The sequence below is a fragment of the Nocardia testacea NBRC 100365 genome, assembly GCF_000308775.1.
In the GTDB taxonomy this organism is placed as follows: Bacteria; Actinomycetota; Actinomycetes; order Mycobacteriales; family Mycobacteriaceae; genus Nocardia; species Nocardia testacea.
In genome coordinates this window covers 1-20,130 of the sequence record NZ_BAGJ01000091.1, presented here as the reverse complement: position 1 = coordinate 20,130, position 20,130 = coordinate 1, and the positions used below count along the sequence as shown (strand labels likewise).

At 70.2% G+C, this 20,130-nt stretch carries 20 protein-coding genes; 11 read left to right on the top strand and 9 right to left on the bottom strand.

What is annotated here, in order from left to right; translation table 11 throughout:
- Nucleotides 1-155: 155 nt before the first annotated feature.
- On the top strand, nt 156-1,040 hold the full coding sequence (locus ON38_RS13130; protein ID WP_051164685.1) for an LLM class flavin-dependent oxidoreductase: 885 nt from the start codon (nt 156-158) through the stop codon (nt 1,038-1,040).
- A 198-nt stretch (nt 1,041-1,238) separates the two neighbouring features.
- Here the strand turns inward: ON38_RS13130 and ON38_RS13125 are convergent, their stop codons facing one another.
- Entirely contained in the window at nt 1,239-1,421 is a 183-nt protein-coding gene (locus tag ON38_RS13125; protein ID WP_039825051.1) for a hypothetical protein, read from the bottom strand.
- 182 nt (nt 1,422-1,603) lie between these two features.
- On the opposite strand from ON38_RS13125, the gene ON38_RS13120 reads away from it, so the two are divergent.
- The 3 genes from ON38_RS13120 to ON38_RS13110 all read left to right on the top strand — a co-directional run bounded on the left by ON38_RS13120 (nt 1,604) and on the right by ON38_RS13110 (nt 3,496).
- Nucleotides 1,604-2,206, top strand: coding sequence for a PadR family transcriptional regulator (locus ON38_RS13120; RefSeq protein WP_039825050.1), 603 nt, complete (start codon nt 1,604-1,606; stop codon nt 2,204-2,206).
- Nucleotides 2,203-2,670, top strand: a complete 468-nt coding sequence (locus ON38_RS13115) for a PNPOx family protein (RefSeq protein WP_051164684.1) — start codon at nt 2,203-2,205, stop codon at nt 2,668-2,670. Before ON38_RS13120 ends, ON38_RS13115 begins: the two co-directional genes overlap by 4 nt.
- Nucleotides 2,671-3,004: 334 nt before the next feature.
- On the top strand, nt 3,005-3,496 hold the full coding sequence (locus tag ON38_RS13110) for a beta-class carbonic anhydrase (protein WP_039825049.1): 492 nt from the start codon (nt 3,005-3,007) through the stop codon (nt 3,494-3,496).
- Nucleotides 3,497-3,560: 64 nt separating this feature from the next.
- Here ON38_RS13110 and ON38_RS13105 read toward each other — a convergent pair whose 3' ends face one another.
- Together ON38_RS13105 and ON38_RS13100 are read right to left on the bottom strand one after the other, a co-directional pair.
- On the bottom strand, nt 3,561-4,481 hold the full coding sequence (locus tag ON38_RS13105) for a DUF5995 family protein (RefSeq protein ID WP_245564025.1): 921 nt from the start codon (nt 4,479-4,481) through the stop codon (nt 3,561-3,563).
- A gap of 184 nt (nt 4,482-4,665) precedes the next feature.
- Complete coding sequence (locus ON38_RS13100; RefSeq protein WP_039825047.1) at nt 4,666-5,640, bottom strand: GlxA family transcriptional regulator; 975 nt, start codon at nt 5,638-5,640, stop codon at nt 4,666-4,668.
- Nucleotides 5,641-5,710: 70 nt separating this feature from the next.
- Here ON38_RS13100 and ON38_RS13095 point away from each other — a divergent pair, with 70 nt between their 5' ends.
- Nucleotides 5,711-6,061, top strand: coding sequence for a cupin domain-containing protein (locus ON38_RS13095; protein WP_245564028.1), 351 nt, complete (start codon nt 5,711-5,713; stop codon nt 6,059-6,061).
- 10 nt (nt 6,062-6,071) lie between these two features.
- Here ON38_RS13095 and ON38_RS13090 read toward each other — a convergent pair whose 3' ends face one another.
- Together ON38_RS13090 and ON38_RS36915 are read right to left on the bottom strand one after the other, a co-directional pair.
- On the bottom strand, nt 6,072-6,953 hold the full coding sequence (locus ON38_RS13090; protein ID WP_039825046.1) for an LLM class flavin-dependent oxidoreductase: 882 nt from the start codon (nt 6,951-6,953) through the stop codon (nt 6,072-6,074).
- A gap of 75 nt (nt 6,954-7,028) precedes the next feature.
- Complete coding sequence (locus ON38_RS36915) at nt 7,029-7,352, bottom strand: hypothetical protein (RefSeq protein ID WP_176564626.1); 324 nt, start codon at nt 7,350-7,352, stop codon at nt 7,029-7,031.
- A 321-nt stretch (nt 7,353-7,673) separates the two neighbouring features.
- Here ON38_RS36915 and ON38_RS13080 point away from each other — a divergent pair, with 321 nt between their 5' ends.
- Entirely contained in the window at nt 7,674-8,756 is a 1,083-nt protein-coding gene (locus ON38_RS13080) for a fatty acid desaturase family protein (protein ID WP_051164683.1), read from the top strand.
- A 44-nt stretch (nt 8,757-8,800) separates the two neighbouring features.
- Here the strand turns inward: ON38_RS13080 and ON38_RS13075 are convergent, their stop codons facing one another.
- Both ON38_RS13075 and ilvD read right to left on the bottom strand, forming a co-directional pair.
- A complete protein-coding gene (locus ON38_RS13075; RefSeq protein WP_039825092.1) occupies nt 8,801-10,033 on the bottom strand; it encodes a cytochrome P450 in 1,233 nt (410 codons plus the stop codon).
- A gap of 96 nt (nt 10,034-10,129) precedes the next feature.
- A complete protein-coding gene (gene ilvD / locus ON38_RS13070; protein ID WP_051164682.1) occupies nt 10,130-11,809 on the bottom strand; it encodes a dihydroxy-acid dehydratase in 1,680 nt (559 codons plus the stop codon).
- A gap of 319 nt (nt 11,810-12,128) precedes the next feature.
- On the opposite strand from ilvD, the gene ON38_RS13065 reads away from it, so the two are divergent.
- Nucleotides 12,129-12,731, top strand: coding sequence for a phosphotransferase-like protein (locus ON38_RS13065; protein WP_039825044.1), 603 nt, complete (start codon nt 12,129-12,131; stop codon nt 12,729-12,731).
- A gap of 10 nt (nt 12,732-12,741) precedes the next feature.
- On the opposite strand, the gene ON38_RS13060 is transcribed toward ON38_RS13065, so the two are convergent.
- Nucleotides 12,742-13,515, bottom strand: coding sequence for a thioesterase II family protein (locus ON38_RS13060; RefSeq protein WP_051164699.1), 774 nt, complete (start codon nt 13,513-13,515; stop codon nt 12,742-12,744).
- Nucleotides 13,516-13,646: 131 nt separating this feature from the next.
- The gene (locus ON38_RS13055) at nt 13,647-14,195 is read right to left on the bottom strand and encodes a YceI family protein (protein ID WP_039825090.1); all 549 of its coding nucleotides are present in this window, start codon (nt 14,193-14,195) and stop codon (nt 13,647-13,649) included.
- A 101-nt stretch (nt 14,196-14,296) separates the two neighbouring features.
- On the opposite strand from ON38_RS13055, the gene ON38_RS13050 reads away from it, so the two are divergent.
- The 4 genes from ON38_RS13050 to ON38_RS13035 all read left to right on the top strand — a co-directional run.
- Entirely contained in the window at nt 14,297-15,133 is an 837-nt protein-coding gene (locus ON38_RS13050) for a helix-turn-helix transcriptional regulator (RefSeq protein WP_039825043.1), read from the top strand.
- Between the two features lie 399 nt (nt 15,134-15,532).
- Nucleotides 15,533-17,722 carry an RNA polymerase recycling motor ATPase HelR gene (gene helR, locus ON38_RS13045; protein WP_039825042.1) on the top strand — a complete coding sequence of 730 codons (2,190 nt, stop codon included), beginning with the start codon at nt 15,533-15,535 and terminating at the stop codon, nt 17,720-17,722.
- 237 nt (nt 17,723-17,959) lie between these two features.
- On the top strand, nt 17,960-18,598 hold the full coding sequence (locus ON38_RS13040; RefSeq protein ID WP_039825041.1) for an HD domain-containing protein: 639 nt from the start codon (nt 17,960-17,962) through the stop codon (nt 18,596-18,598).
- Nucleotides 18,599-18,723: 125 nt separating this feature from the next.
- Nucleotides 18,724-20,130 (top strand): arabinosyltransferase domain-containing protein (locus ON38_RS13035; RefSeq protein ID WP_174372408.1); only part of this gene is annotated, 1,407 nt, incomplete at its 3' end.

The following is a 20,130-nucleotide window of genomic DNA, read 5'->3' as shown; positions in this document are numbered from 1 at the left end:
CCGACCGGCGCGGTCGAAGCCGCCGGGGTCGGGGAGCACGGTCGAGTACCCCGGACACAGCGGCGGTCACGTGTTAGCGTGGGCGACCCGGTAACGCCCGAGATTACTTGCGGCACGGGATATTACGAGCGTGAAGACCTTCGGAGGAGACAACGGTGCGGATCGGAATCGGCCTGCCCTCGGCGGTGCCCGGGGCCACCCCGGAAGCGATCGCGACCTGGGCGGCGCAAGGTGAACGCGCCGGGTTCGCGGCACTCGGAGCCACCGATCGGCTCGTTTACGACAGCCTCGACCCACTCGTGACACTGGCGGTCGCCGCCGCGCACACCACCACCGCCGAACTGGTCAGCACCGTGCTGAACATCGGCTACCGCGGAAACCCGTTCGTGGTGGCCGGGCAGATCGCCTCCCTGGACCGGCTCGCCGACGGCCGGTTCACCGTGGGTCTGGGGATGGGCGCCTGGCCGGACGACTACGCGGTCAGCGAGATGGCCATGACCACCCGCGGCGCTCGATTCGAGAGCGCGCTGGCACAGATGCGCCGGGCCTGGCGTGGCGAACTCACGGGCGCGGCCGGGCCGGTTCCGGCGCTGGCGCCGGGCCGCCCCCAGGTCCTGCTCGCCGGGATGGTGCCCGCCGGGATCGTGCGCGCCGCCACACTCGCCGACGGCTGGGTCGCCCCGGCGTTCAGTGTCGATCTGCTGCGGACCGGTGTCGATATCGTCGGCACCGAGTGGGCACGGCTCGCGCGGCCCGGCCGGCCCCGGGTGCTGGCCGTCCGCTATTTCCACCTCGGAGCCGACGCCTCCGCCGCGGCGGATTCCTACGCGCGGAACTATTACGGCCCGGAGATGTTCGAGCAGGTGCGACCCGACCTGCTCACCGAGGTGGCGCATCTGTGCGACGAAGTGGACCGGATCGCCGAGGCCGGCGCCGACGATCTGATCCTGCTCCCCTGTTCGGGCGATCCGGCGCAGATCTCTCTTCTCACCGACGCGCTCGGCAGTGCCCGGCTCGGAGCGCCGGCCCCAGCGCGCTGACTCGTGCGGTCTGCCCACCGGGCGCGGCACTGCCGTCATCGGCGGCGCCGCGCGGTGGCGGAGGGGGGCGCCGGCCGGTCGCCGACGATCTGCGCCCCCGCGTACTCGGCGCGGCGGGTGAGCGGTAGGAGTTCGTATCCGGTGGTACCGGGCGCCTGCGCCGGCGTGGTGGTGACGAACCGGTAGACCGCTCCAGATTCACTGTCGTGAGATCGGCCGGGCCGGTGACCGCGGCGGCGAACCGTATATCCGGATGCCCGGCCAGGATATGACCCACTGCAGGTGCCGGGGCTCGACGGTCATCCACAGCGTGGTCCAGTGGTAGTGCCCGGTGGCCGCCGGTGCGATATCGACGTCGAAATAGGCGAGCCCCGAACCCACCAGAGCCTCGACCGCTGGGTGACCCGGCCCGCGGTACTGGTCTGTTCGGCCACATCCAGCACCTCGGCCATCGCCCGGAACGGCGCGCACTTCCCTGGACTACCGGGCTTGCTTGCCACGGCGGTGACACGTATCGTCCTGATAGTCGAACTCGACTAATCGAACTCGATCGAAAGGTGACAGTGACCCGGGAACTCCGTGCCGTCGAAACACCGCTGACGCTGGCGGTACTCACCCTGCTCGCCGAACAGCCCCGGCATCCCTACGACATGAAGACCACGCTCGGAGAAAGGCGGGTGGCCGAGGTGGTGAAGCTGCGCGGGGGATCCCTCTACGACGCGATCGGCCGCCTCGAGAAGGCCGGACTGGTGTGCCGCACCGGTACCGCGCGCGCCGGAGCCCGGCCGGAACGCACCGTCTACCGGATCACCGAATCCGGCCACGATCTGCTCGACACTCTGCTGGAGCGGTTCCTCGCCGAGCCGGTGAACGAATACCCGCGGTTCGTCGCCGCGCTGGCTCATCTCCCCGCGCTCGCGCCGCCGGTCGCGGCACGACTCCTGCGCCGCCGGGCCGCACGACTGCGCGAGCAGACGACCGCCGCCGACCGGCGCCGGGAACAGTCCGCGGACCTGCCCCGGGCGGTACTGCTGGAATCCGAATACCTCGCCCATCTGCGCGCCGCCGAAATCGATTGGCTGGAGCGCACCGCGATCGAGATCGACCGCGGTATGCCGTGGCCGGACGGCGGAGCCGGCCGCGACGACGACAAGGAGCAACTGTGAACAACGATCGCCTGCGGCGACGCCTCAAACCCCTCAATCGTGTGGTCGTGGCCTTCCAACGCCTGGGTCTGGCGGTGGGCACCATGCGTATCCTCTCGGTGCCCGGCCGACGAACCGGGACACTACGCACCACTCCCGTCTCGCCGCTGACGGTCGACGGGGTGACGTATGTGGTGGGTGGCTTCGACACCGCCGACTGGGTGCGCAACGCACGCGCCGCGGGCTGGGGCGTGCTGGCGGAGGGACGGCGCGAACAGCGGGTCTCGCTGGTGGAACTGCCGGTGGCCGAGCGCGAGCCCGTCCTGCGCGCTTTCCCGCGCGAGGTTCCGCACGGGGTGCGTTTCATGATCGCCGCCGGCGCCGTCGAATCCGCCGACCCCGACGCTTTCGCCGCCGCGGCACCGCGCTGCCCGGTCTTCCGGGTCGAACCCATGAGCGGCGGTGGGTCCACGGAACATCACTGACCCGCACGCCGCGAAAACCGGATGCAGGCAACGGGTACCGATTCCGGGCGGGTGCCGCGATGTCGGGCGTGGCGCCGCACAGCCGCCGGGCATGCCGATTCGCGACGCTGTTCACCGCGCACCCGTCCCAGCGGGCGCGCGGCGCGGTGACCGGGCCGGGCACCGGCGGCCACGTACTGTGGAGCTCACCGCACTCGGCGCGACGCGGACAGTTCACGACACGCCAGGGTTGAACTCTGCGCGGTTCTATCGGTCGTGATCGCGAACGGCAACTTGGGAATGTGAATGCGGACATTCGCATATCGAGACGTCGACGAACGGAGGTCGGTAACCCATGACAGTGACCGATGACTACCTGGCCAACAACACGCGCTACGCCGCACAGTTCAGCGGCCCGCTCCCGCTGCCGCCCAGCAAACACGTTGCAGTGGTCGCCTGCATGGACGCCCGCCTCGACGTCTACCGGATCCTCGGTCTCCAGGAGGGTGAAGCGCATGTCATCCGCAATGCGGGCGGCGTCGTGACCGATGACGAGATCCGCTCCCTGGCGATCAGCCAGCGGCTGCTGGGCACCACCGAGATCATTCTGATCCACCACACCGATTGCGGAATGCTCACCTTCACCGATGACGATTTCAAGCGCGGGATCCAGGACAAGACGGGTATCAAACCCACCTGGTCGGCCGAGGCATTCTCCGATCTGAACGAGGACGTGCGGCAGTCTCTACGGCGCATCGAAACCAGCCCCTTCATCACCAAGACCTCGTCGCTGCGCGGTTTCGTCTTCGATGTCGCCACCGGACGGCTCGACGAGGTCAGCGCCTGAGCCACCGGTTCCGGTCTCCGCCGGGCTGCGTGCCGCGCACCGATCGGGTGCGCGGCACGGCCGTTCACAGAGCGCCGTTCGCGGCGAGTACCTCGAACGCGGCGTCGGCGCTGCGCCACAACACCTCCATCTCGGCCCGCACCGCGGGTTCGGCCGCCGGGTCCTGCAGCGCCAATCCGTTGCCGAAGATCACCACATTGGCGCCCAGATCGGCCAGCCGCAACAGCGGCCCGGTGGCCACCCCCGCTCCCAGCACGGCGTCGAGCCCCTCCCCCAGGAAATAGAACCGCCACAACGGACCCAGATCACCGCCGTAGATTTCCCGGGTGAGGTCGACGATGAGCGATCCGTGGCTCGCGATCGCGTCGACGATCCGGAAGTGATCGGGCGCGTCGGCCGCGGTCGCCCGGGTCGCGGCAACGGCATTGGACAGGTCGATGGTGAGGTGGGCGTTGTAGCCCGCCATGGCGACCCGGGCCGGCGACAACTCGCACCGGTGGGCGAGCCGGAAATAGTGGTACCACTGGGGTTCGGCGGGTGCGCCGGTGAACTCCGCGTGCACATTGCGCAGGAACCGCAGCAGCAGATCGAGGCTGATGCGATGCGCCCACTCCGGATCGTCGAACGCGGCCGGATCGCGTTGCAGTGGCATCACCGCGGCCTGCTCGACCGCGTCGAGGCCCAGCGCGAGCAGGCCGCGGCGATCCCGGTGCGCCACCAGGATCTCGGTGAGCCGCCGATGCCGCTCGACGGCCCGCTCCAGCCGGGCCAGGGACGAACCGGAGCCTTCGTCATAACCCACGGAGGTATCGGACAATTCGACGATCTCTGCCAGCTCGGCGGTCGACAGCGGTGTACCGCAGGCGGTATCCGGCGCGGACGCCGCGGCCGGCCGCGCGCCGGCCAGCGCGGGCATACCGACCAGGAACACCGTCGCCAGGGCCAGGACGAGGCATCTCGAACGCACCGGACGTTGGCTGGACATACCGTTTCGCTTTCACTCGGCGGCGGACGACCGTCCGTGGAACCCGGCGACCTCGGTGGAGCCGGAACAGCGGTGCTTCGTATGAGCCGCCCCTGCCGGGCGCGCGCTCGAGAGCCTAGCCCAGCAACCACCCCGAGCCGCTTTCCCGCCTGTGGGAGCGGCCGGTCGGCCTACGCGCCGCGCGTCAGCCGCGGAAAGCGCGCCGGTAGGCCGCGGGGGTGGTGCCGAGCAGTGTGTGGAACCGGCGGCGCAGATTCGTGGCGGAGGTGAGCCCGACGCGCGCGGCGATCGCCTCCACGGGCAGATCGGTCTCCTCGAGCAGCCGGCGTGCCGCGGTGACCCGCTGGGTCAGCAGCCAGCGCCCCGGGCTGGTGCCGAGTTGTTCCTCGAATCGGCGGGCCAGGGTACGGGGCGAGACTCCGGCCCGGCCGGCCAGATCGGACAGTGTGATGGGCCGATCGAGGTGGGCGATGCTCCAGTGCAACAGCGCGGCAACGGACTCCCCCGTGGTGTGCGCGGTGACCGGCGCCGGTACGAACTGGGCCTGTCCGCCCTCGCGGTGCGGCGGCATGACCATGTGCCGGGCGAGTTCGGACGCATAGGACGCGCCGTGATCGGTGCGCACGAGGTGCAGGCACAGATCGATACCGGCGCCCGCCCCCGCGCTGGTGGCGATGTCGCCGTGATCCACGTACAGCACACCGGGTTCCACCTGTACCCGGGGGAATCGGGCCTGTAGTTCGTCGGTACGCGCCCAGTGGGTCGTCGCGGTCCGTCCGTCGAGCAGGCCGGTCTGTGCCAGCGCGAACGCGCCGGTGCAGATGGAGACCAGGCGTGCCCCCCGCGTGGCGGCAGCGCGCAACGTACCCAGCATCGCGGGCGACACTTCCGCGGTATACGGCAACCAGCCGGGGATCACGATCGTCTCCGCCGTCTCCAGTGCCTCGAGGCCCGCCGCGACCCGCATCGTGTACCCGGCGGTGGTCGCGATCTCGCCCGGGTGCTCGGTACAGACGAGGAAGTCGTAGCGGCCGGCGAGCCCCTCACGTGGCGTACCGAACACTTCCGCCACACAACCCAGCTCGAACGGGGCCTGCGGCGGTGTCACCAGGGCGGCGACGCGATGCCGGCCGGGCGGGCCGGACCACTGATCGGTCATGACAGGAAAGTACCCGAAGATGACTTTCCTGACACTGGTCGCCGGCCGGGCGGAGCAGCATGCTGGCCGTATGACCGTCACTCCGCACACCGAAAACGGCCCGTCCATGCCCGGTTACACCTGGTCGAACTCGGCCGACGCACCCGTCCGGGAGCTCTTCCCCGGCATCCACCTACGCTCGCTGTGGTCCGGACCGGACGGCGCTTCGGCACACGTCCTGGAAATGGCGCCCGGCAGCCGCTGGGAGGGTGTCGATGTGCACCGGCCCGGGCCGGAAGAAGTGTTCGTGGTGTCGGGCACCTTCAACGACGGGGCCCGTGACTACCCGGCCGGATCGTTCATCCACGCCCCGGCCGGATCCTGGCACATACCGCAGACCGTGACAGGCTGCGTGCTGTTCGTCTTCTATCCCGAGGGCTGACCACCGCGCGTCAGCGGGACCCGATCAGTTCCAGCGTCTCCTCCAGGACGCTGAGCGGGACAGCGCTCGGGACCAGGATGAACTCATCCAGCCCGGCTTCCTCGGCGGCGTCCAGCGTGCGGTGCAGGGCCGCGGCGTCGTAGGTCTTCATCGAGGAAGCGGCGCCCGCGGCCGCTTCGCCGCCGAGGAAGCCCAGGTATTCCGCGGTGAAATCGCGCAGGACGTTCTCGGGTTCGGAGACGCCGAGCGCGTAGAAGCATCCGCTCACCAGGCGCGGAACGTCCCGGCCCGCCTCTGCCCAGGCCCGGCGCGCGGCATCGGCGGACCATCGGATCTCGGCGGGCACCCCGCCCACGCTGAACGCCACGACTCCGTCGGCCCATCGGGCCGCGCGGGCGAGCGATTTCGGGCCGAGGGCGCCCGCGAGCACGGGCGGGCCGCCGGGCTGCACACACGGCGGCCCCATCGGCGCACCTCCGGCGACCGCCGGTTGCCCGGCCCACAGGGCGCGCAGCTCCGCCACCGCGCGATCCAGCCGATCGTGGCGGCGCTCGAAACCCGAACCGAGACTGCGGTAGTCGTCGCCGCGGCCGCCGACACCCACGCCGAGGGCGAAACGTCCCGCGGACAGTACGTCGATCGTCGCGGCCTGTTTGGCGACCAGCGCCACCGGGTGCGCCGGCAGCACCGACAGATTCGCGAAGATCCGGACCCGCTCGGTGACCGCGGCGGCCGCGGCCAGGGTCGTCCACATCTCCTGGTTGTGGAAGGTCATCCGCTCGCCGCACGAGATACTCGCGACGGGGCCCTGCTCGGCCAGCCGGCACCAGTCGACGGTGGCCGCCCGGTCGTACCCGCGGCACATGGTGGGTAGTGCGATCCCGATATCCATCGCCCCAGCATCGGCCAACCGCGCCCGCTTAGCAAGAACAGGTTCTAGTTTTTCCGGAGCCCGAGTCGGACCGGATCAGCCGCCCCCGCCGCCGCAGCCACCCCCACCCCCGCCACAACCTCCGCCTCCGCAACCGCTGCCGCCCCCGCAGCCGCCCCCGCCGCTGTCGCCACCGCCGCCCCCACTACCGATGTACCAGCCGCTCGCGCCGGCCGCACCCGCCGCGCCACGCCGGCGGGCGGCGCGCAGCGGCGCCCGGTCCTGCCGGAACCTGCGCACCGCGGCGACAACGGCCAGCACCACCCCGAGTGCGAAGAACCAGCCACCCACCCCGAACCCGAAGAGGTCGGTCAGTACGAGGCCGACGAGAACGGCCGCGGCAGCCGATAGGAACAACACGGTACCTCCCCTGATGGTCGATCCATCTCAGAAGAGGCTACCCCGCAACAGATCCCGGTGAACATCTCCGGCAGCGTGCTCCCCGAGACGGATCCGGGCGTGCCACGAACGCTCGGCACCTCGGCCCGCGCCCGCCATGGGGACGGCCCGCAGGATCGGCTCGACCCGGACCGCGCGCACGCCCGCCCGATTACGCCGGCCGGGCAGCCGGGCTCCTGGGTCGCAGGTAGGGTGAACGCGAGAGTCGGCAAGGACGGCGGGCCCACACGACGCCGGCCCGCCTACCGGTGAAGCGACACCCGTGCACAGATCGGTGAGGAAATGACGGCAAACGCCGCCACACATGTTGTTCCTGTCGACCGGACCGAGGTCGGCGCGCCTTCCGAGGCGCCGGCCCGCCCTGCACGCCACAGCGATTACGCGGTGCTGCTGCGGCAGGTGCGCGATGCGGGCCTGCTGGACCGGCGGCCCCGGTACTACCTGTGGAAGGGCGGGGCCGCCCTGCTCGCCCTGGCCGCCGGATGGACCGCGTTCGTCCTGATCGGCGACTCGTGGTGGCAGCTGGCCACGGCCGCCTTCCTCGCCGCGCTGTTCGCTCAGTTCGCCTTCCTCGGCCACGACGCGGGGCACCGGCAGATCGCCGGCAGCCGGCGGGCGGACTATCTGCTGGGCGCGCTGTTCGGCAACCTCGCCATCGGCGTGAGCATCGGCTGGTGGACGAGCAATCACAACCGGCACCACGCGCATCCCAATACCGAGGACGCCGATCCCGACATCATGGGTGTGCTGGCGCATTCGAGCGTCCGGGCGCGCGCCGGGCGCGGCCTGCGCCGGGTCATCTTCCGCTACCAGGGCTGGCTCTTCTTCCCGATGTTGCTCCTGGAAGGCCTCAGCCTGCACTTCTCGAGCGTCCGGGCCATCGTGCGGCGCGATATCCCACGGCGCGGTTTCGAGGCCGCGCTACTGGCCGCGCACGCCGTGGGTTACCTCACCGTCGTGTTCCTGGTCCTTCCTCCGCTGCACGCACTCGGCTTCATCGCTGTACAGCAGGGCCTGTTCGGGCTCTACATGGGCACCACGTTCGCACCCAACCACAAAGGGATGGCGGTACTCCCGGCCGGCGATACGACCGACTACCTGCGCCGCCAGGTTCTCACCTCCCGCAATGTCCGGGGCGGGGTCGTGATCGATACCGCCTTCGGTGGCCTCAACTACCAGATCGAACATCATCTGTTCCCCTCCATGCCCCGGCCGAATCTGCGGCGGGCCCAGCCGATCGTCGCGAAATACTGCGCGGATATCGGCGTGCCCTACTGCGAGACCGGCCTGTTCGATTCCTACGCCCGAGCCCTCGGTCATCTGCACACCGTCGGCCGTGCGGCCGGACCCGGAGGTGCCGGGTAACCGGCTACTCGCCGGAGCTGTCGGTCCGGTTATCGGGGCGGTGTTCAGCGCGAACGCGGTCCGGCGACCACGGGCAGGGCGGTCGAGCCGTGCAACGCCAGCCCCCTCCGCGCCACCGCCGGACCCGCCTGCGTCAGCCCCGGATACGCGCGCAGCAGCGCGGGAAAGGCGATCTGGGCTTCCAGCCGGGCCAGCGGCGCACCCAGGCAGTAGTGCACGCCCCCGCCGAACGACAGCGGCGGTTCGCCCTCGCGATCCACGCGCAAGGCGTCCGGTTCGGTGAAAACCTCGGGATCGCGATTGGCCGCGCCCAGCAGCAGGACGACGCGCTGCCCGGCGGGTAGCGTCAGCCCACCGCTGTGTAGTTCTTCCGGCGCGGTACGGGAGGTGAGTAGTTGCACCGGTGAGTCGTAACGCAGCAACTCCTCGGTCGCCGAACCGGCCAGTTCGGGGTTGTCCCGCAGCAACGCCGCCTGGTCCGGGTGCGCGAGCAGCGCGACCAGACCGTTGGCGAGCAGGCCGGTGGTGGTCTCGAACCCCGCGGCGAACAGCAACGCCGCCATGGTGATCAGTTCGTCGTCGTCCAGGCGTGCGCCGTCGGCGGCCGGGGCGACCAGGGCCGACAGCAGGTCGTCGCGTGGTTCCCGGCGCCGGCGCGCCGCCAGATCGCGCAGATAGTCGCTGATCTCGGTGGCCGCGTCGTCGGCTTTCGCGACGCTCGGGCCGTCCAGGAGGTCGAGTACCCCCGCCCAGTCCCGCACCAGCGGCTGGAACCGTAGCCGATCGGCTTCGGGCACCCCGAGCAGCTCACCGATCACGGTGACCGGCAAGGGAAACGCGAAGGCGTCGATGAAATCGACCGGGCCCGGGCCGGCCAGATCGCCGAGCAGCCGGTCGACGGTGCGGGCGATCGCCCGGCGCAGCCCGGCCACCCGCCGCGCGGTGAAGGCGCCGGAGACCAGCCTGCGCAGCCGCGTGTGATCGGGCGGATTGCGCACCAGCATGCTGGTGAACATCAGGCGCAGGCCCGGATGTGCACGCCAGTCGGCGAATCCGGCGGCGGCCAGCCCCTGTTCCGGTCGCTTCAGCAGCCGATGATCGCGCACCAGGGCGGCGGCGAGCCGGTAACCGCCGACCACGAGTGTCCCGTCCGGCGTGTGGGCGGCGGGACCGAGTTCGCGCAGTTCCCGGTACAGCGGATAGGGGTCGGCCTGTCCGGCCGGTGTGGTGAGCGCGGACATCAGTCCGGCTACTGTGTTCGCGATCTTCGCCGTCATGGTCACCCCCGGTTCGTGGTGTCTCGGAGCGTCCACGACGAGCCTACCCCCGCCCGCACCCACTACACCCCGGCGGCGGCCGAATCCCGCACGGACTCAATCACATACGGCACCGTTGGAAGCCGAACCCACCAGTCGCGAATACTTGGCGAGCACGCCGCGGGTGTAGCGGGGCGGCAGCGGCGCCCAGCCCTCTCCGCGGCCGGTGAGCGTCGCCGGATCCACGAGCAGGTCCAGGGTTCCCGCGCCGACATCGAGACGGATACGGTCACCGTCACGGACGAAAGCGATCGGGCCGCCGTCGACAGCCTCCGGAGCCACATGGCCGACACACAGGCCGGTGGTACCGCCGGAGAACCGTCCATCGGTCAGCAGCAGGACATCCTTGCCGAGCCCGGCGCCTTTGATCGCCGCAGTGATGGCCAGCATCTCCCGCATTCCGGGGCCACCCTTGGGGCCCTCGTAGCGGATGACCACCACGTCGCCCGCCGAGATGGTGCCGTCTTCCAGGGCGTCCATCGCGGCCCGCTCTCGGTCGAAAACTCGTGCGGTGCCCTCGAAGACATCGGATTCGAAACCGGCGGATTTGACCACGGCGCCCCCGGGCGCGAGCGAACCGCGCAGGATGGTGATACCGCCGGTCGGGTGGATGGGCGCCGAAAGCGCGCGTACCACCTTGCCGTCGGGATCGGGCGGCGCGATCTCGGCCAGGTTCTCGGCCACCGTCCGGCCGGTGACGGTGAGACAGTCGCCGTGCAGAAGTCCGGCGTCCAGAAGCGCTTTCATCAGCACCGGCACACCGCCCACCCGGTCGATATCGGTCATCACGTGCCGCCCGAAGGGTTTCACATCGGCCAGATGCGGGACGCGCCGGCCGACCCGGGCGAAATCGTCGAGGCTCAGCGCCACCCCGGCCTCGTGCGCGATCGCCAGCAGATGGAGTACGGCATTGGTGGAGCCGCCGAATGCCATCACCACCGCGATGGCGTTCTCGAACGCCTCCCGGGTCAGGATGTCGGCGGTGGTGATCCCGCGCCGGATCAGTTCGACCACGGCCTGACCGCTGCGCCGGGCATAGCCGTCGCGCCGGCGATCGGTGGCCGGTGGGGCCGCGCTGCCGGGCAGCGACATCCCCAGCGCCTCGGCCGCGCTCGCCATCGTATTGGCGGTGTACATTCCGCCGCAGGCGCCTTCACCGGGGCAGATCGCCCGCTCGATCGCGTCCACATCGGCTGGGCTCATGAGGCCGCGCGCACAGGCACCCACCGCCTCGAAAGCGTCGATGATGGTCACCTCGCGTTCGCTGCCGTCGGACAGTTTCGCGATACCGGGCAGGATGGATCCGGCGTAGAGGAACACGCTCGCCAGATTCAGCCGGGCCGCGGCCATGAGCATGCCGGGCAGTGATTTGTCGCAGCCCGCGAGCAGCACCGACCCGTCCAGCCGTTCGGCCTGCATCACGGTTTCCACGCTGTCGGCGATCACCTCGCGCGAGACCAGGGAGAAATGCATTCCCTCGTGCCCCATCGAGATACCGTCGGAGACGGAGATGGTGCCGAACTGCATCGGAAAACCACCGGCGGCGAATACGCCGTCCTTGCAGCCGCCGGCGAGCCGGTCGAGCGACAGATTGCACGGCGTGATCTCGTTCCACGAGGAGGCCACGCCGATCTGGGCCTTGTCCCAGTCGTCGTCGCCCATGCCGACCGCGCGCAGCATACCGCGGGCCGCGGTCTTCTCCAGCCCGTCGGTGACATCGCGGCTGCGCGGTTTCATATCGGGAGTATTCGGTTCGGAAGCCACGGTGCCATCATCCTCCTACCGCCCCCGAACACCGCCGGACCACGCCCGGCGCCCGCCGTCTTCACCGCGCGGGCGCCGCAGCGGCTACCCGCCCGACTGCGGATCTCCGATGACGGCGCCGGTCTCCGGGGTCGGCCCGGGCACGTCGATCAGGTCCGCGAGCTCGTCGAGAAACTCGATCATCCGGCGGCGCCGATCCGGCGACAGATGGGGCAGTTCGCCGGCCGGCGCGAGAGCGATCCGCGCCCGCCCCCGGGCCCGGAAGACGAGGACGCACGATTACCGTGGCCGGATGCGCAGTGCCGACCTCCCCTGCCGGATCGTCTTTCTCAACGGCACCTCGAGCTCCGGTAAGACGACGCTGGCCCGGGCCATCCAGGACGAGAGCGATATTCCGTTCGTCTACTGGGGCATCGACACGCTGTTCGGGTTGGTCCCCCCGAACTGGGGTGGCGGTCGGGACGGTCCCCGCAGCCGCGACGGTTTCTGGTACGACCGCACAGGTCACGACGCCGAAGGCCGGCCGTCGGTGGTCATCCGCTACGGCTCCGTGGGGCGGCGGATGCTGCGCTCGGCATGTACCGCGGCCGCCGCGTTCGCGCACGGCGGAGATCACCTCGTCGTCGACGAGATGTTGCTGAGCCCGGATCTGTTGCCGATGTGGCTGGACGCGCTGTCCGGCCTGGAGGTCCAGCTGGTCCGCGTCACGTGTCCACCGGCCGTCGCCGAGCGGCGGGAGCTGGCTCGCGGCCACCCGGCCGGGCTGGCACGGGGCCATCTGACCTCGGTCCACGAGCACGGTCACCCCTACGACACGGTGGTGGACACCACCACGGGAACTCCTGCCGAGCTGGCCCGCGCCGTACTGCGCCGGGAGCGGTACGTACTCGGGTGAAGAGGGGCGGTCAGGTTCCCGGGGCGCCGACGGACGCCAGGAACGGGGTGATGAGATCCGCTATCTGCCGCTGCTGTTCGTCGAGATAGAAATGGCCGCCCGGGAACAGCCGGACCGCGAAGTCACCGCTCGTATGGTCGCGCCAGCGCGCCAATTGCTCCGGGGTCGTGGTGGGATCGGAGCGTCCGAGCAGCGCGACGATATCGCAGCGCAGCCGCTCGCCTCCCCGGTATCGATACGTTTCGACCGCTCGGTAGTCGTTGCGCACCGCGGGCAGGACCATTTCGGCGAGCGCGGGCTCATCACGCAGGATCGCGACGCCGGCCGGATCGTTCGCGAGCCGCTCGAGCTCGTCGATCAGGTCGGCGTCGGCCCCGCGGTGCAGTGTGCCCGGGTCGGCGAACGCGGGATCCGGGCGCCCGGAGACGAACAGTGCCGCGACAGTCCGCCCGCGCGCCTCGAGCCGCCGAGCCGTTTCGAAGGCGACCGTGGCGCCCATACTGTGCCCGAACAGCACCGGGCCTGCGGGAACGCGGTTCTCGATGGCCGCGGCGATACGGTCGGCGAGGGCGGTGATCGAGGTGACGAACTCCTCGGCGATCCGGTCCTGGCGACCCGGATACTGAACCGCGTAGACCCACGGACCGGGCCCGAAACTCGCCGCGAGGCCGTGGTAGCTCGTGGCCGAACCGCCGCCGGGTGGGAAGCAGACCAACGCCGGATGGCCGGCGCGGCCTGCTTCGAGTTCGCGCAACCAGCGCTCCTGCTCGCCATCCTTCGGCACTGATACCTCCCACTCGCCACCGATGCCCGCGGGCATCATCGACCCGGTCCGGTGTCGAGCGTCTCACAGGGAGTGCGGGTACGGGCGGGACCGAGACATCCGGACCCGGGCGGCGACGGCGGCCGTCGGACCTACTTCGGCTCGATGAGCTGGATCTCCAGTTCGATCTTCACCGCATCGCTCAGCATCCCGGGCAGCGGTCCCCCGACGCCGAACTCGGTACGTTTGACGGTGCCGGTCGCGGAGAACCCGGCATGCCGTTCGCCGCCGGGGCCGAAGTCGCCGATCCCACCCCATTCCACATCCAGGGTGATCGGCCGGGTGATCCCGCCCAGCGTGGCTTCACCCGGGACAGTGAACGATTCGGCGATATGGACGGGTTCGACCGCCCGGAAGGTCAGGGTCGGGCGGTTGGCGACATCGAGGAAATCGGCGGTACGCACATGGGCGTCCCGGTCGGGGTTGCCGGTATCGAAGGAGTCGAGGTGGACCGTCGCGCCGAGGGTCGCGGCGCCGGACTCGTCCACCACGAACTCCGTCTCGAAGCGGGTGAAGCCCCCGCGCACCTTGGCGATACCGAGATGCCGCACAGTGAAGGCGATCGAGGAGTGCGCGGTGTCGAGCGCCCAGGACCCGGGACGCAGCGTGGTGGTACTGGTGGTTTCCGGTGATGTGGTCATGCCATCGACCATCGCCGGACCCGGGTCCGGTTACCAGACCCCCGTTATCCTGGACCTGACAAGGCGCGGCTGCGCGCGCCGGAACAGGGCACGATGGTCCTATGGCTCGAAGCGCATTCGCGGAGTTCCTGGTCAGACGCCGCGCCGAACTGCGACCCGGCGATATCGGACTGCCCGCGGGCGGCCGCCGGCGCACCCCGGGGCTGCGGCGCGAGGAGGTGGCCGTCCGCGCGGGCGTCAGCGCCGACTATCTGGCCCGGCTGGAACAGGGCCGGGACACCAATCCCTCGATCGCTGTCGTGGAGGCGCTCGCCTCCGCTCTGCTGCTCGACGAGCGGGAGCGCAGCACCTTCGGCTGGCTCGCGTTGACCAGCAGCAACGAATCACGCTGCCCGGAGCCCACCGATGAGCAGGACCGGGTACCCGAGACGATCGAGGCGGTGCTGCGCGCTCTGGCGCCCACCGCGGCATTCGTCCTGGGCAGACGGCTGAATGTGCTGAGCTGGAACGCGGCCTGGGAGGATTTCGTCACACCGCTGGGTCTGCTGGACGATCGGGACGTGGTGAGTCTCGCCCACTACGTCTACCGGCATCCGCGGGCACGCAGCACTCTGCGCAACTGGGCCGAGGCCGCCGATACGTTCGCCGAGACCCTGCGCCGCGCGAGTCTGCGCTGGCCCGGTGATGCCGGCCTGCGGGAAACCATCGACAGCCTGCACAAGGTCCCCGAGTTCGCGGCGCGCTGGCATTCACAGGGCCCGGGGCATCCGGTGACGCCGGTCCTGCGTTTCGACCACCCGCAGCTGGGTGCGGTCGACGTACCGTTCGAGACGCTGGAGAGTGGGCACGAGCAGAGCGTGGTGGTCTGGCTGGTCACCCGCACTTCCGCCGCCGGCCAGACACTGCGCCTGGTACCGCCGCGAGCTGCCGGGCAGTAGCCCGCGGACGAGCGCTCTCGGGCCGCCGGGCGACGCGACCGGCCACGCGCTGTGTCGAGGAATGCGGCGCGCCGGTCCGTCACCCGCCGGAAGGGTCGGAATCCGCCGGGCGGTTCGTCTGCCGGGCTGTGCCGTGGAGACAACCGGCGCCGGGCACCGTCGTGTGAACAGACCGAGCGGATCGAATTCGGGGCGAGTGGGCCGCCGGAACAATCACGGCGAAGAATCCATCGGACAGATAGAAGAGACGATTCCAGTCCCTTCCACCATTAATCTATAGCGCACCCGGGGCCTTGCGGCAAGGCCCGGGTGATGCCGCAGAATCGTCCGGTCCGGCCGCCGGGACGGGCAACCGCCCGTACCCGGCAGGGCAGGGATCGTCGAACGAAATGAGGGCAGATGGCGGAGCAGGGGTACGCAGACGAGCTGCAATCCGAACGGGCCTACGTGGACGAACTCTACGCGCGGCTCGATGCCGAACAGGCCCGGGCGAAGGGCCGGTACCACGCGGCACTGCGCGGGAACGGAACGACGCTGCTGGAACGTGACGCCGAGGTCCGGGCGCTGGCCCGAGAGGTGAAGCGATTGGACGTGGCCGACAACACACTGTGTTTCGGCCGGCTGGATTCGGTGGCCGGCGAGGTCTCCTATATCGGCCGGATCGGCCTGTACGACGAAACGAACGAGTACGAGCCGGTGCTGCTGGATTGGCGGGCACCGGCCGCGCGCCCGTTCTACGTCGCGACCGCGGCCCACCCGGAGAACATGCGGCGGCGCCGCCAGTTCCATTCTCGCGGACGCCGGCTGGTCGAGTTCACCGACGAAGTGCTGGGGCGCCCCGGGGACAGCGAACGCGGCGATGCGGCCCTGCTGGCGGCGGTCGCCGCGCCGCGGGGCGAGGGAATGCGCGATATCGTCGCCACGATCCAGGCCGAACAGGACGAGATCATCCGGCTGGACCACCCCGGTGTGCTGGTGATCGAGGGCGGTCCGGGTACCGGGAAAACCGTGGTCGCGTTGCATCGTGTCGCGTATCTCCTCTATACGCAGCGGGAGCGGATAGCGCGCCACGGGGTGCTGGTCGTCGGACCCAACCCGGCCTTCCTGAACCACATCGGCCGGGTGCTGCCCGCGCTCGGCGAATCCGATGTGGTTTTCACGACCACCGGTGATCTCGTGCCCGGACTGCGGGTGACCGCCGAGGACGCGCCGGAGGCGGCGCGGATCAAGGGATCGCTGCGGATCCTGGATGTGCTGGGCGCGGCGATCGCGGATCGGCAGCGGCTACCGGAACAACCGGTGCCGATCGAACTGGCGGATGTGACGGTGCGCATCGATGCCGGAACCGCCGAGTGGGCCCGGGAGGAGGCACGGGCGAGCGAACTGCCGCACAACGAGGCCCGGGCGGTGTTCCGCGAGATCGTCACCTATGTACTCACCGAACGGGCGATCGGCCGGATCGGCCGGGGGTGGCTGACCCGCGCCGATAAGGCGGCCTGGGAGGATCTGCGCAAGGATCTGATCGCCGAACTCACCGACAACTCCGCCTTCACCGCGGCACTCGACCTGCTCTGGCCGGTCCTGACCCCGCAAGAGCTGCTGTCGTCGCTGTACTCCTCTCCCGAACGGCTGCGTGCGGCCGGAGCCGCCCCGGCCCTGTTCCGCGCCGAGGGCGCGGCCTGGACCATCTCGGACGTGCCGCTACTCGACGAACTGGCCGACCTGCTCGGTGGCGGCGAGGCGGACGGGCGAGCCGCCGAACAGGAGCGCCGGGCCGAGGCGGAGTATGCCGCGGGCGTGCTGGACATCATGATCGACCGCACCGACATGATGGACGACGAGGACCATCTGTTCGCGCAGGACCTGCTCTACGCCGAGGACCTGGCGGATCGCTTCCTCGAGCGCGATACCCGAGAATTGGTCGAACGCGCGACCGCCGACCGGAACTGGACATACCGGCACGTGGTGGTCGACGAGGCCCAGGAACTGTCCGAAATGGACTGGCGGGTACTGATGCGCCGCTGCCCGGGACGGTCCTTCACAATCGTCGGCGATCTCGCGCAACGCCGATCGGCGGCGGGTGCGCGGTCCTGGGATTCGGTACTGCGGCCGTACGTGCCGGGGCGGTGGGTGTACCGGTCGCTCACGGTGAACTATCGCACCCCCGCGGAGATCATGACCGTCGCCGCCGCCGTACTCGCCGAGTTCGCGCCCGGGATCGAGCCGCCGGAGTCGGTGCGTGCCTGCGGTGTCCGGCCATGGTCCAGGCAGGTGACCGACGCCGAGTTGACCGATGCCGTGGCCGAATTCGTCGCGGCGGAAGCGGGCCGCGAAGGCACCAGCGTCGTGATCGGCCCGCCGGATGTGCCGGGTGCGGTCGCCGCGTCGGAGACCAAAGGTCTCGAGTACGACGCCGTCCTGATCGTGGAGCCCGAACGGATCCTCGCCGACGGGCCGCGGGGCGCGTCCGAACTATACGTGGCCCTCACCCGGGCCACCCAACGGCTCGGGGTACTGCACCGGCAGCCATTGCCGCCGGCACTGCGCGGACTCACCGCCGGGCCGACCGTAACCGTCGGCCCACGGTGATCGGCAGGGTCTCCCAGCCGCGGACGGTCGAGGTGGAGGGACAGCGCGCAGGCATCCCGGTCGGGATCCGGCCGGCGATCCTCGTCCCCGGTTCGCCGAAGCGACCAGCAGCATGATCGCACTCCCCGCCGTGTCCGCGATCTATGCTCGTTCCATACCTCGACCTGGCACGGCGGTGCCAACTTCTCGACCTCGCGGACAGCGACAGCGACCACCTCATGCACGGAAGGAATCGGTATGCCCGAATCCATCGCGGGAGTTGCGATACCCGACAGCCGAATGGTGGCCGAGGCCACCGAACTCGTGCGCGGCAGCGCACCGCCGCTGCTGTTCCACCACTCCCGGCGCGTGTATCTGTTCGGGATGCTGTGGGGCCGGCGGCGCGGCCTGGATCCCGATCCCGAACTGCTCTACGTCGGCGCGCTGTTCCACGATCTGGGGTTGACCGACGCCTATCGCAGCACCCACCAGCGATTCGAGGTCGACGGCGCCGACGAAGCGCGCCGTTTCCTCACTGCCCACGGACTGGACACCGCGGCGACCCAGCGGGTCTGGACGGCCATCGCGCTGCACACCACGCCCGGTATCCCCGAGCATATGGAACCCGAGATCGCGCTGCTGAACGCCGGCGTCGCCACCGATGTGCTCGGCATCGGCTACCACGACCTGGACCCCGGTGAGATCCGCGCGGTGGTCACCGCCCATCCGCGTCCCGATTTCAAAAGACAGATCCTGGCCGCCTTCACCCACGGATTCGCCGATCGACCCGACACCACGTTCGGCACCATCAATGCCGATGTACTCGCCCGGTTCCAGCCGGGCTTCACCCGCACCGATTTCGTGGACGCCGTCGAAGCGGGCCCGTGGCCCGAATAGGCGCGAACCAGGATCACCATCCTCGCTGCTCACACGGTCGGTCGAATCCGCGCGCCTGAGCGGGGGCTGAGAATCCCGCGCCCGATTCCTCCGGTTACGAATGCGTCACGATACGATCGCGCCCCGTGACGGACACCATGGTGCGGGCGGACGAGGCGCCCACGGGCGAGCAACCACCACCACCGGGGCCGGCACACGGTAGTTGGGCGAAGTGGATCGCCCTGGTCGCCGGGCTGTTCGCGACGGTGCTCGCGGTGGCGGTGCCACTGCTGCCGGTCCAGGTGGACAAGACGACTCTCAGCTGGCCGCAGCAGGGGTCGACCCGCAGTATCACCGCGCCCCTGGTGTCCTACGCACCGCTCACCTTCGATGTCACCGTTCCCGGCGCGGCGCTGGACCAGCTGGCCGGTGCCGGCGGGGTGGTCGCGGCGACCATGCCGGCCGATGCGCCCGACCTCGAGAAGTACGGCTTCGTCGCCCGGGTACAACCCGCACAGGACGGCAGGCCCGCCCGGCTCGAGGTGGTGTTGCGCAGTCAGTCGATATTCAGCGTGCCGCTGGATCGACTCCATGAGGCCACGCTCACGGTGCGTTCCGACAGTGCCGCGACCACTGCCGAGCTGACCGGCACCGACACCGAACCGCTCTACCTGGCCGGGGACTTCCGGCCCCAGGTGGTGGGCGTGTTCAGCGATCTGACGAGTTCGGCCGGCGCCGGTGTCGATGTGCAGGTCGACAGCCGGTTCTCGGTCACCCCGACCCTCGCCAAACGCGCCGCGACCGTGCTGGCGGTGATTTTCACGGCGATCGCGCTGGTGGCACTGCTGCGGCTCGACCGGTCCGACGGGCGCCGGATACGACGGCTGGTACCGCGGCGCTGGCGCACCTTCACCGGCATCGACGCCGGTGTCCTCGCCACCCTGTTGCTGTGGCATTTCATCGGCTCCACCACCTCCGACGACGGCTACCAGTTCGGTATGGCCCGCACCTCGCTGGTCTCCGGCTACATGGCCAACTACTTCCGGTTCTTCGGGGTGCCGGAGAATCCCGTCGGCACGCCGCCCTACGACGTGATCGCGCGGATGACCGAGATCAGCATCGCCAGTCCGTGGGTGCGCCTGCCCACTCTGCTGGCCGGGGTGCTCACCTGGCTCGTCCTGAGCCGCGAGGTGATCCCCCGGCTCGGCGCCGGGCTGCGCCGGGACCGCATTGTGGTGGGCACCGGTGCGCTGGGGTTCCTCGCCATCTGGCTGCCCTACAACAACGGGCTGCGTCCGGAGCCGGTGATCGCGGTCGCCGTATTGCTCACCTGGGTTTTCGTCGAACATGCCATTGCGAGCAGGCGTCTGCTCCCGTACGCGATCGCGATCATGATCGCGGCCTTCAGTCTCACCGCGGCGCCGTCCGGGGTGATCTGTTTCGCGCCGCTGGCGGCCGGCGCGCGCTCGGTGGTTCGGGTCGGTATCCGGCGGGCCCGCGCGCTGTCGGCGGCCACCGTGCGGCGTGACCCGGACCGGCGCCGGCCCGCGCGT

Excerpts from the sequence above, each read along its gene's own strand:
- ON38_RS13110 (WP_039825049.1), top strand. The coding sequence starts at position 3,005 with ATGACAGTGACCGATGACTACCTGGCCAACAACACGCGCTACGCCGCA.
- ON38_RS13105 (WP_245564025.1), bottom strand. The coding sequence starts at position 4,481 with ATGTCCAGCCAACGTCCGGTGCGTTCGAGATGCCTCGTCCTGGCCCTG.
- ON38_RS13100 (WP_039825047.1), bottom strand. The coding sequence starts at position 5,640 with ATGACCGATCAGTGGTCCGGCCCGCCCGGCCGGCATCGCGTCGCCGCC.
- ON38_RS13095 (WP_245564028.1), top strand. The coding sequence starts at position 5,711 with ATGACCGTCACTCCGCACACCGAAAACGGCCCGTCCATGCCCGGTTAC.
- ON38_RS13090 (WP_039825046.1), bottom strand. The coding sequence starts at position 6,953 with ATGGATATCGGGATCGCACTACCCACCATGTGCCGCGGGTACGACCGG.
- ON38_RS13080 (WP_051164683.1), top strand. The coding sequence starts at position 7,674 with ATGACGGCAAACGCCGCCACACATGTTGTTCCTGTCGACCGGACCGAG.
- ON38_RS13075 (WP_039825092.1), bottom strand. The coding sequence starts at position 10,033 with ATGACGGCGAAGATCGCGAACACAGTAGCCGGACTGATGTCCGCGCTC.
- ilvD (WP_051164682.1), bottom strand. The coding sequence starts at position 11,809 with ATGAAACCGCGCAGCCGCGATGTCACCGACGGGCTGGAGAAGACCGCG.
- ON38_RS13065 (WP_039825044.1), top strand. The coding sequence starts at position 12,129 with ATGCGCAGTGCCGACCTCCCCTGCCGGATCGTCTTTCTCAACGGCACC.
- ON38_RS13055 (WP_039825090.1), bottom strand. The coding sequence starts at position 14,195 with ATGACCACATCACCGGAAACCACCAGTACCACCACGCTGCGTCCCGGG.
- ON38_RS13050 (WP_039825043.1), top strand. The coding sequence starts at position 14,297 with ATGGCTCGAAGCGCATTCGCGGAGTTCCTGGTCAGACGCCGCGCCGAA.
- helR (WP_039825042.1), top strand. The coding sequence starts at position 15,533 with ATGGCGGAGCAGGGGTACGCAGACGAGCTGCAATCCGAACGGGCCTAC.
- ON38_RS13040 (WP_039825041.1), top strand. The coding sequence starts at position 17,960 with ATGCCCGAATCCATCGCGGGAGTTGCGATACCCGACAGCCGAATGGTG.